The sequence below is a fragment of the Chitinophaga sp. genome (assembly GCF_036569125.1).
Classification (GTDB): Bacteria; Bacteroidota; Bacteroidia; order Chitinophagales; family Chitinophagaceae; genus Chitinophaga.
In genome coordinates this window covers 1-11920 of the sequence record NZ_DATCRF010000459.1, presented here as the reverse complement: position 1 = coordinate 11920, position 11920 = coordinate 1, and the positions used below count along the sequence as shown (strand labels likewise).

Genomic DNA, 11920 nt, shown 5'->3' with positions numbered 1-11920 from the left:
CCCAGGGATTCCGGCTCACAGTAACCTACCATCAGAATGGTGTTGCGCTCATCATCAATGTTTTGGGCAATATGGTGTTTTACACGGCCTGCTTCCGCCATGCCGCTGGCAGAGATGATAACACAAGGCTCCTTACGGAAGTTAAGTGATTTGGACTCCTCTATAGTATGAATGTAACTCAGTCCGGGGAAGTCAAACGGATCATCGTCTATTTCCAGCAGGCGGGCTACTGTTTTATTAAAACATTCGGGATGGGTGCGTACTACCTGGGTGGCTTCCATGGATAGCGGGCTGTCTACAAAAATATCCACTTCAGGCAGCTTGCCCTGTAACTGTGCGCGGTTCAGGGCGTATAGCAGCTCCTGGGTGCGGCCAACGCTAAAGGCCGGGATAATGAGCTTGCCTTTTTTTACGGTGCAGGTCTGGCGGATATGCTCTACCAGCGCATCGTCAGCGGGGGCTGCTTCTGCGTGCAGGGTGCTGCCGTAGGTTGATTCCATTACAATATAATCCGCCTGCGGAAAAGGATCCGGAGAGCGGAGGATAGCATCGCCATAACGGCCAATATCGCCACTGAAAGTAAGCTGCGTGGTTTTGCCATTTTCCGTAACGCGCAAATGCACAGCGGCGCTGCCTATAATATGGCCGGCATCTGTGAACATAGCCTCTACCTCATCACATACCTTAAACCATTGCTGGTATTTTACGGCCTGTAAGGCGCGCAGGCTGCGTTCTGCATCAGCCGTCGTGTACAGGGGCTCTATATGCGGCAGGCCGGCATGGGCGCGTTTTTTATTGGTGTATTTAACATCGTCTTCCTGGATCTCTGCGGAATCCATCAGCAGCACCCTTGTAAGGTCGTACGTGGCGGATGTGCAGTAAATACGGCCTTTGTAGCCCAGCCTTACCAGGCGGGGTATTAAGCCGGTATGATCAATGTGGGCATGTGACAGCAGCATGTAATCCACCTCCGATGCATCAAAACCCAGGTCGTGGTTCATCGCATCCGTATCCTTACCCATGCCCTGGAACATACCACAGTCCAGTAAGATCTTTTTTCCATTCTTTAAAGTAACCAGGTGCTTGGAGCCGGTAACGGTACGGGCGGCGCCGTGAAAAGCAATTTTCATTCTCTTGTACGCTTTTGTTTATGTTGTGGTGGGTCAGGCTTCACTTTTAGCAGCCCGCTTAAATGACCAGGTGATGGCGAATCTGGCAATTAATGTGCCGTCCTCACTTTCGCCGGTGCTTTGTACGGTAAGGGTCACCGGCTCACCGGTGGCCAGGGTATGGGCTATGGCAGCCTGTATGGCGGCGCCGTCCCCGCAGGTGAACCAGGTTTTGGTTTTGGCCTTTTTCATAAAACCGGCTTCCATACCGGTCACTAACATGGATACACGCTGCGGGGCTTCTGCCACATGCAGCATGGCCAGCAGGCCGCTGCTCATTTCCGCGGCCATAGCCAGGCAGGCGAAATAAGTAGAGCGGAAAGGATTTTGTGACAACCAGCGGTAGGGCACTACCGTGGTGCAGGTATGCGGCTGTATATTTTTTACCCTTACGCCTGCAAGCCAGGCGCTGGGCAGCTTCCATAACAGGAACAGGGAAAATTGCAGCGGGTGTTTTACTTTATCAATAAAAGCCATAGCGCGTATTATTGATTTACATAATTGGCGGGGTTCAATGCTGCCGGCGACCATTGCTTCAGCATTTCCAGCACCTTTTGCTTATCATAGCTGTCTGCCGATTCCAGCAGACCGCTGTTCTGCGTATGCAGCCGGTTACCTTTATCATCCAGGATCACCAGCACAGGGAAGCCAAAACGCTGCGGGTAGCCCAGCTTTTGCAGGATGGGCAGATTCTTGTTCTCCTTGCTGTAATTCAGGTGGTACACTATATAATTCTGTTGTACGGCGGCGGTCAGTTCTGCATCGTCATGCACAAACTTGTACAGCCTTTTGCACCAGATGCACCAGTTACCGCCTATTTGCAGTAATACATATTTATGTTCCTTAGCCGCCTGTTGGGTTACCTTCTCCAGATCAGCGGCTGCATTGGCGGCAGGGTCATAAATATGTTCCAGGTCCAGCGGGGCCTGGGCCTTAAGCGCCGGCAGCTGTAACAGCAAAAAGGCGCTGCAGATCCAAAAGAGCTTCATCATATCCCAATTTAAGAAAAGGTGTGCATATTATGCCGGGTTACTTAACGACATGGTATAGGCATGGATAGCTGTTTGCGCATTTACGCCCGGCGCATCTGCCGGTGCAGGTACCGGTATGTTCTGAATGTTGGCATCCAGCCTCACGGCATTGGTATTATCTGCCAGCTGCAGGCGTATGATCTCTTTGGCCTGCTGCTGTAAAGCGGCATCGTATAAGGGAAAGCATACTTCAATGCGGCGGTGCAGGTTACGGTTCATCCAGTCGGCGGAGCCCATGTACACCTCTTCCCGGCCGCCATTATGGAAAATGAACACGCGGGCATGTTCCAGGAAACGGTCTACTATACGCGTTACCGTTATATTCACACTTTCCGGCAGCTCCGGGCGCAGGCAGCAAATGCTGCGCACGATCAGCTGCACCTGTACGCCTGCCTGCCCTGCTTCATACAGCTTAGCGATCATTTGTTTTTCCTGCAGGTTATTGAGCTTAATGGTAATGCGTGCTTCCTTACCTGCTCTGGCGTTTTCAATCTCCCGGTCAATGAGCTCCGTGAAACGGCCCACCAGGTTAAACTGTGCTACCAGCAGGTGCTTAAACGTCATAAAGCCATACTCTTTTGGCTGCTCCCGGCTTTGCAGGTACAGGAACAGCAGCTCCATTTCCCGGGTAATATCCGGATGGGCGGTCAGCAGCACATGATCGGTATAAAAACGGGCGGTGCTTTCATTAAAGTTACCGGTGGCCATCAGCCCCATATAATCCCATTGGTGGCCGCGTTTGCGTTTTACCAGCGCGGTTTTTGCATGCACCTTGAGCCCGGGTATACTGTAAACGATCTTTACCCCGGCTTCCTTCATTTTTTTAGACCAGCGGATATTGTTCTCCTCATCAAACCGTGCTTTCAATTCCACGAACACAGTTACCTGCTTGCCGTTACGGGCAGCGCTGATCAGGGCGCTGGCTATGAGGGAGCCGGAGGCTATGCGGTATAAGGTTACGTAAATTTCCCGCACATCCGGGTCGGCGGCGGCTTCATTAAAAAAGCGCAGTATGTAATCATAGCGCTGGTAAGGTACATGCAGCAATACATCCTGCTGCATAACGGCATCCAATATACGCGGCGCATTGTCCAGCACCGGCACCCTTGCGGGGGGCAGCTTGCCATAGGTAAGCGCAGGCGCTTTAACAGGCATAGGCAGGTCGGCCAGGTCTTTCAGGTTATGATAACAGCCGCCGGCTACCGGCTCGCCGGGTTGTATGTTAAAGTAGGCTACCAGGTAGTGCAGGGCAGCTTCCGGTATAGCAGCATCATATAAAAAGCGGGTGGGAATACCCAGCTCCCTTTTTTTGATCATAGTTTCCACCTGCTCCAGCACATCCCCTTTCAGCTCGTTCATATCTGCTTCTGCGTCGCGGGTTATTTTAATGCTGTAGCAGCCGGTAACGGTATATTCCGGGAACAGGAAGCGGATGTTTTCGCGGATCACATCATCCAGCATGGCAATGTAATACACATCCTCCTGCGGGGGCAGCTCCATAAAACGGGGCAGGTGCTGGCTGGGAATATTCACTACTGCGTAGCGCTGCTTATCCGGGTTATCGTCCGGTGTAAGGGTTACTACCAGGTACAGCATGTTATTTTCCAGGAAAAAATTCTGTTTGCGGTGCAGCCATACGGGCTGCAGGTAAGCCAATACCCGGGTAAGGAAATATTCTTTCAGGAAGGGATGGTGTACTTCCGGGATGGCTTCCTTATAATATAAATGTACCTGCTGGCGGTTCAGCTCCGGCAGCAGGGTTTGCGTTAGTATGGTACCAAACTCCTGCTGCTGGCGGTCTATTTCATGCTGTATGGCATGCAGGGTTTCTTCAGATACAGGCTCCTCCCCTGCTACACCGGGATCTTTCCGCAACAGGTGGTTTACGGCCTGCACGGCGGGCATACGCACACGGAAGAATTCATCGAGGTTAGAAGAAAAGATGGACAGGAAACGGATACGTTCGTATAAGGGTACCCGTTGGTCTTTGGCCATGCATAACACGCGATAGTTAAATGAAAGCCAGCTCAGATCACGATCGTATAAAGGAACTTCGATTGCCATGCTAAGTAAAAAGTAAAAAAGTAAAAATAAAAAACGGCGCAGATGGTTCACGCCTAACCTTTCACTACTCCTTTACCGGGAAGAAAATAACTGCAATAATGAAGGCCATTACGGAAATGATGAGCCCAAACATAAAAATGTTGTAGGCAATGCGCAGCAGGCGGTATTTCTGTCCCAGCACCACACCCAGGTGATAAATATCCTGGATCATGCTGCCATACAGGAAATCGGCATCCTGCATCATTTGCTGCATACCCCAGCTATATTCTTCCAGGCCCATGCCGTGGAAGTTGCCAAAGAACAGCAGGTTGGTTTTTTTCTTTTCAATATCCTCCCGGGTAAAACGGCCCTGTGTAATATTGGGCCGGGTGGCCAGCACGGAATAAATGATTGTAACCACGCTGGTGGCCAGCAGTATAAAGGAAGGGATGATCAGGTTCGGGTTATCTTCCAGCTTACGCAGGAGCACCGATAACAGGATGGAGATGATAATAGAGTTGGTGGAGATCATGATATGCGCCTTGCTGTCGGCCATGGAGCTCAACCGGATATGATTGGTGGAGGTCATGCGGAACATGGTTTCAATACCTCTGTCCGGCTTCTTGGGCTTTTTCTCCTTTTCCTGCTCTTTATCTTTCTCTTTGTTCTTTTCTTTCTTTTCTGTTTTTTCTTTTTGTGTAGCCACTGCTTCGTTGGTATGAATGATCTGTAAAGGTTCTCCGTCCTCTGACTTTTTCTCCAGCTTGCGGCGCAGCCAGCGGATGTTCTCATCCTTCTGTTGTTTGTTCAGCACGCGGCAGTAATCTGTAAAATACTGGTGGCCTTCCAGGAACAGCAGGTTATTGGCCGTCCAGGTAACGCCGGGTATATGCTGGCCTGTAACGGCTTCTGCCTCCTGCCGCATTAATTTACTGCGTTCCTTGTAATGTTTGGAGCCCAGGTGGAACAGGTCTGCATCACAAACAATCTCCTGCAGCAGGTTATGCGGCGACTGGGGCATTTTGGTAGCCATAATACAATCCACCACCTGCTGCTGTACGGGCGCCGGTATCTGCCGGCTGTTCATAAATTCACGGGCCATAGCGGCGCCGTTCTCTTCATGTTCTTTGGACTGGCCCATTAAATAACCCGTATCATGAAACCAGGCGGCTATCATTACTACCATCAGATCCTGCTCCTGCAGCCGGTAATGAGAAGCTATCTGGTCCGCGGCCTGTACTACCTGCTGGGTATGCAGTAAGTTGTGATAAACCAGGTTTGGATGCGGATGTTGCTGATATTGTGTCTTAACATATTGGCCGGCTGCTTCAATGAGAGAACCTGTTTGCATAAATAACAATTCTGAAGAACAGCAAGTTACTGCATTTTTGATTTAAATTTACCCGTAAATTGAAGAACCGCCTTAACGCCTAACGCATAATGTTGCACGCTAACCTATAGCTCCGGCGGCATTCAAGTTAAGCATAAGGCACAAGCATTCATGTATTATGAGCGTACGCCTTACCCTGATACTGTCACTGGCCTTTATTTCCTGCAATGCTTTCAGCGACCGGCAGGACCGCCAATATCAATCCCCCAAGGGCTATAAACTTACGGAACCGCACCGGTACCGTGTCAGGGAATCGATGCAGGAAATATCCGGTATTGTGCTGGACCCCGATGAGCGGCATATTTACTCCATTAATGATGAACAGGGCAAAATATTTGTTATTGATGTAAATACGGACAAACCCTACCCTACCACCAAATTCGGCAAAAGCGGTGATTATGAGGACCTGGTGAAAACCAACCAGGGCTGGTTTGTGCTTAAAAGCAACGGCATCCTGTTCCAGGTGCATGATATGTTCACGGACAGCGTATCTGCCACTGAATACAAGTTCTCCAAAAAAGGCAAGCAGGAGTTTGAAAGCGTTTATGTAGATACCCCTTCCAACAGCGTGATCATGATCTGTAAAGATTGCCCGGAAGACAAGAATGAATCTGTTTCCAGCGCCTACCGCTTCCGGCTGGATAACATGGAGTTTGACAAGGATGCCGCTTATCAGCTGAGCGTGGATGATATAGAAAAGCTGGCAGGTATCGAGATCAATCATTTCCGGCCTTCTGCCGCAGCCATGCACCCCATAGAGCACCGTTTGTACATTATATCCTCCATTAACCGCCTGCTGGTAATTGCCAGCCGGGAGGGCAAGATCCAGGAGGTATACCACCTGAAGCATAAGCTGTTCAATCAACCGGAAGGCATTTCCTTTGCACCCAACGGAGATATGTATGTTTCAAATGAGGCAGGAGACGGTGTGGCCGACATTTTAAAGTTCAGCTACAAACCATAGATCATAATCATACACCGGAACCATTAATTAATCCATCAAAAACTAAGGTTGGTGTAGGACCTTAGCTATTGATGCCAACCAACGTATCGCTTAAAACAACATCCCATGCTGCGGAAATTTACTTTATTGTTGATAGCTGCCGGCTGTAGCGCCTTAGCACATGCACAGACGGACAGCGTACTGCAACGTATTATACTGATAGGCGATGCAGGCGAGCTGCACCAGGACGGCCACAACCCGGTGGTGGATGCTGTGCGCAAACAGTTCAATATGCAGGATGCGCGCAATACCGTGCTATACCTGGGCGATAACGTATACCCGTATGGGTTACCCGATGAAACGGCCCCTCGTTATCCCCTTTCCAAAGAAATACTTGATTACCAGGTGAACCTGGTGCGTAACCAGGCTGCCCAGGCTATTTTTGTTCCCGGCAACCACGACTGGGCCAAAGGCAAGCCCAATGGCTGGGAAACCATCCTCAATGAACAGCAGTATGTAGATGGCCAGCAGCTGCCCAATGTGCGTTTTTTACCGCAGGATGGCTGCCCCGGACCGGTAGAGGTACGCATTAGCGATAATGTAACCCTGATCGTAATGGATAGTGAATGGTGGCTGTTCCCCTATGCAAAACCGGGCGCCAACTCGGCCTGCGACTGTAAGGATAAAGTAGAGGTGATGGCCGCCCTGCATGATATTGTGAACCGTAATGCCGGTAAGCTGCTGGTGTTTGCTACCCACCACCCTTTGCGCAGCCATGGCATACATGGCGGTTACTACACCATTAAACAACACATCTTCCCCTTTACCGACCTGAAACCCTCGTTATACATACCGCTGCCGGTGATAGGCTCCATTTATCCCCTGGCCCGCGGCGTGTTTGGCAGCATTCAGGACCTGCCCCACCCGGAGTACCAGCAAATGGTAAAAGGTATTGAAGAAGCTTTTAAAGGCCATGGCCCCTCAGTATTTGTGGCCGGCCATGACCATGCGCTGCAGCTGCTGCAGGATGGGCAGGATTATTATGTTGTAAGCGGCAGCGGCGCCAAACAGGACCGCGTGAAGATGGGTAAAAACTCTAAGTTCGCTACTTTCGGTAACGGCTTTAGCGCCCTGGAGCTGATGCAGGACGGCACTTTGCGCATACAGTATTACCTGGTGGACAAGCTGCCCCAGCCCGTATATGCAGCCAACCTGTTTAACATACAAACTATAAAACGTGCAGCCGTTTCCGGTACCCCGGCATCCGCATTGCCCGTAGCAATTAAAACGGCTGCAGACACGCGGTATGAAAAAGCCAGCAGCCTGCAGCGTTTCTGGTTAGGCAATAACTACCGCAGCGTATGGGCTGCCCCGCTGAACTTCCCGGTGTTTGACATTCATAAGGAAAAAGACGGGCTGAAAATACTGAAACGCGGCGGCGGCATGCAAACCCGCTCCCTGCGGCTGGAGGATAAGGAAGGGAATGAGTGGGTATTGCGCTCCCTGAAAAAAGATCCGCGCAATGCGCTGCCCGAAGAGTTCCGGCAAACCGTGGCCCTGGAAGTGGTGCAGGACCAGATCTCTGCCTCCAACCCATATGCACCGCCCGTAGTAAGCGCCCTGGCCGAAGCGGCAGGCGTACCACATGCCAACCCCACCTTTGTATACCTGCCGAAAGATACCTCCCTGGGAATATATGAAAATGATTTTGGGGGTGATGTGTACCTGTTTGAAGAGCGGGAGCCGGTAAAGGATAAAACCTATAACACTGAAAAGCTGCTGGACCAGATCCAAAGCGATAATGATAACCGTGTGGACCAGGAAGCGGTATTACATGCCCGCCTGCTGGATATGCTGATAGGCGACTGGGACCGCCATGACGACCAGTGGCGCTGGGGCGTAGTGAAAAAAGGAAAGGACAAGGGCAAAGATTTTTATCCCATTCCCCGCGACCGCGACCAGGCCTTTTTTGTGAATGAAGGCGTATTACCGCGCATAGCCTCCCGGCGCTGGATCATGCCCAAGTTCCAGGGCTTCCGCGCACACTTCCAGGATATTGAAGGGCTGGGCTTTAATGCCCGCTACTTTGACCGCTCTTTCCTGAACACTTTGGGCCAGGATGACTGGCAGCAGCATGCCCACCAGCTGGTGCAGCAAATGAGCAACAGCGTAATACAGGATGCGGTGCACCATTTCCCGGATACTGTACGCCTGCTTGCAGGCGACAGAACTATTGCCGGGTTAAAAGGCCGCCGCGATGTGCTGGAAAAAGAAGGGTTGAAATACTACCGCTTCCTTTCCAAAGAGGTGGATATACCCGGCACCAAAAAGAATGAGCTGTTCTCCATTCAAAAATTAGCCAACGGGCAGGTAGCTGTAACCAGCTATAAGATCAGCAAAAGCGGGGAAACAGAGCAGCCTATTTATTCCCGCACCTTTGACCCTGCTGTTACCAATGAGGTGCGCGTATATGGCATGGGCGGTAATGACCGTTTTGTAGTAACGGGGCAAAACAGCACGCCTATACGTATTCGCTTAATTGGCGGTAAGAATGAAGATACTTATGTGGACAGCTCCGGCACCGGCGGCAAACGGATCCTGATATACGATCTTAAACAAGGCAAGGATAGCTTTGACCTGAACCGCAATGATAAACGGATGCTTTCCTCCAACCCGGATGTGATCCGCTACAACCGGATGGCGTTTAAATACGATAAGCTGATGCCGCTGGCTACCGCCGCCTTTAACAAGGATGACGGGGTGCTGCTGGGGCTGGGCTTCCAGTACACCAAACAGGGTTTCCGTAAAGAGCCTTTTGCCGTACGGCATACCTTTACGGCCGGCCATGCGCTGGCCACCAAGGCATTCCAGTTCCGCTACCTGGGCGAATTCACGGACTTTATTGGCAGCACCGACCTTACACTGGCGGCCAGCGCCAAAGCGCCGCACAATACTACCAACTTCTTTGGGCTGGGTAATGAGACCGTGTTTGATGAAACGGGCGGTAAAGATATCTGGTACTACCGTTCCCGTTATAACCTGTATAATGCAGAGGCTTTGCTGAAAAGCAAGCTGGCATCCAGCTTACAGTTCTTTTATGGCCCCAGCTTCAGCTATTATGCGCTGGATAAAGATGAGAACAGCGACCGGTATGTGAGCAAGTTCCCGCAGAATGGGCTGGATTCCATTGGCGTATATGCCACCAAACAATACGCCGGCCTGCGTGTGGGCCTGCAGATAGATACCCGTAATAATGATATACTGCCCTCCCGCGGTATCCTGTGGACCACCAGCCTGTTTGGCAACCAGGGCCTGAACCAGGAGCAGCACCATTACCTGCAGCTGCAGTCGGACATGAGCATTTACACCAGCTTTAATGTGCCGGCCAACCTGGTATTTGTAACCCGCTTTGGCGGCGGCGTTATATGGGGGCATTATGAATTTTTCCAGGCCATGATGCTGGGCGGCGTGCAAAACCTGCGCGGCTACCGCAACAACCGCTTTGCGGGCAGCAGCATGGTGTATAACAATACGGAGCTGCGCCTGCGGCTGTTCCAGTTCCGCTCTTACCTGTTCCCCGCTACCGTGGGTTTAATTGCCTATAATGATGTGGGGCGTGTATGGGCTAAAGGCGAAAGCTCCGGCACCTGGCATGACGGGTATGGCGGCGGCTTATACTTCTCACCGGTGAATATGTTCATTATTACTGCTACAGTGGCTAACTCGCCGGAGGGGCTGCTGCCTTACATTACATTTGGTTTCAAGTTCTAAAGGAATGTAAAATGTAAAATTTTAAATCATAAATGTAAAAGGGGAATGCCGCGGAGCTTTTTATCACTCACTGCATTCCCCTTTTACATTTTACATTTATCATTTATGATCTTACATTCTTCTATTCCTGATCCAGGTTCACCTCAACCCGCATGGCCTTTAAGCCGCTGATACCCTGCAGCTCTTCCAGGTCCAGCATTTCAATGCCTGGTTTCAGTATATTTTTATTTTGCAGGAAGTGGATGTATTTGCGGTACTCTTCCATTTCCTTTACGTAAGAATATACTACTGCAATGGTATTAGGCTGTGTAAGCCGCTCTCCGCCCGGTTGAATATGCACTTTATCTATGCGCTTTTTCATGATCTCGTAACGGATATTATAAGCGCCTTCCACATCAAAACGTCTTTCATCCTGCCGGAAGCTGATGTCTATCGGGTTGCTGTGCGCCAGTATCAGCTGCGTGGTTTGCAGGGGCACCTTCAGCTCGCCTTTCAGCTTATGTGTAAGCCTGGCTATTTCGGCCATGGACGATAGCTGCCACAGGCGCAGGTTACGCAGGTACAGCAGGTCAAACTTCTGCCGCTGTGAAATAGACTGGCCTATGTAAATGTTGTACTCCAAACCATCTGTACGGTACTTTTCAAAGTAGCAGGGGAAAGAAAGCTGGATGTTCTCCTTTTCTTTATCCAGGTACTTGCTGATGGCCATGTTAATGCTGGCCAGGCTTTCCTCATACTCCTGCCGGTGGTGAAGGATGTGGCCTTCTGATTTGTCGATGGTTTTAAAATACCTGTCCAGCGCGGGTTGCAGCTGTGTATGGCTATCATATAAATGGCGGAACAGCGGGGCTATTTCCTGGTTCAGGAAATCATTGATCTGCTGCTCTTCTTCCGATACCATAGTGTTGCTGATATCGCCCAGCAGGGCTTCGTTCTTAAAACGCACCTCTTCCAGCAAAGGCAGGTGAATAGTACCATCTACCTGGTGCAGGGTATCTTTTATCAGCAGCAATTGCTCCCGCAGATCTTCATGTATGGCATTGCTGCGCTCTACGGAAGAGTTGCGGATATCAATGGCCCCATATAAAGGATATACGTCTTCAAAAGTTATATTGCCAATATCCTTACGCTCTGTGGCCGGTGTGTGCAGGTATTGCCAGGCAGCATCTGTGAACTTCCATTCCACGGCAGATTGCAGGGCGGTGAACTGTTCTTTGATAACCCCGGTTATACGGCTTTTCAGTATATCCAGGCTTCTGCTCAGCAGCAGCACTGCCATAGGGTATAAAGGTTCCAGCTGGCCCAGGGCTTCCAGCGTGATGGTATTTTCTACGGTAGATGCCATTTCCACAATACCCAGCAGCTCATCTTCATGCATTATGGGCGAGATGATAATGCTCTTAATGCCTTTGAGCGGCAGGTACTTGAGGAAGTTATAGGGCTGCACCGTGCTTTCGTTCACATCCGGTATCACCAGCGGCTGCGGGTTGTGCAGCATATATTCCAGCAGCTGCTGAAACAGGTGCTGCTGCTGTTTTTCGTTCCCCTTCAGGCCCAGCACAATATCTGTTTC

At 50.6% G+C, this 11920-nt stretch carries 7 protein-coding genes and 1 pseudogene; 2 read left to right on the top strand and 6 right to left on the bottom strand.

Features of this window, described 5'->3' with window-relative positions; genetic code table 11:
- From VIM87_RS17270 to VIM87_RS17250, 5 genes are all read right to left on the bottom strand, one after another.
- Window positions 1–1130: MBL fold metallo-hydrolase (locus VIM87_RS17270; protein ID WP_331998205.1), on the bottom strand; the 1130-nt coding region annotated here is incomplete at its 3' end.
- 33 nt (window positions 1131–1163) lie between these two features.
- Window positions 1164–1646: a DUF4442 domain-containing protein gene (locus tag VIM87_RS17265; RefSeq protein WP_331998204.1), complete on the bottom strand. Its 483-nt coding sequence runs from the start codon at window positions 1644–1646 to the stop codon at window positions 1164–1166.
- 8 nt (window positions 1647–1654) lie between these two features.
- Entirely contained in the window at window positions 1655–2161 is a 507-nt protein-coding gene (locus VIM87_RS17260) for a thioredoxin family protein (RefSeq protein WP_331998203.1), read from the bottom strand.
- Window positions 2162–2188: 27 nt separating this feature from the next.
- On the bottom strand, window positions 2189–4264 hold the full coding sequence (gene ppk1, locus VIM87_RS17255; protein ID WP_331998202.1) for a polyphosphate kinase 1: 2076 nt from the start codon (window positions 4262–4264) through the stop codon (window positions 2189–2191).
- A 64-nt stretch (window positions 4265–4328) separates the two neighbouring features.
- A complete protein-coding gene (locus VIM87_RS17250; protein WP_331998201.1) occupies window positions 4329–5594 on the bottom strand; it encodes a Pycsar system effector family protein in 1266 nt (421 codons plus the stop codon).
- 157 nt (window positions 5595–5751) lie between these two features.
- On the opposite strand from VIM87_RS17250, the gene VIM87_RS17245 reads away from it, so the two are divergent.
- On the top strand, window positions 5752–6597 hold the full coding sequence (locus VIM87_RS17245; RefSeq protein WP_331998200.1) for an SdiA-regulated domain-containing protein: 846 nt from the start codon (window positions 5752–5754) through the stop codon (window positions 6595–6597).
- A 105-nt stretch (window positions 6598–6702) separates the two neighbouring features.
- Window positions 6703–10347, top strand: coding sequence for a BamA/TamA family outer membrane protein (locus VIM87_RS17240; protein ID WP_331998199.1), 3645 nt, complete (start codon window positions 6703–6705; stop codon window positions 10345–10347).
- Window positions 10348–10468: 121 nt separating this feature from the next.
- Here the strand turns inward: VIM87_RS17240 and VIM87_RS17235 are convergent.
- Window positions 10469–11920: pseudogene (locus VIM87_RS17235) on the bottom strand (GAF domain-containing protein); the annotation flags it as partial.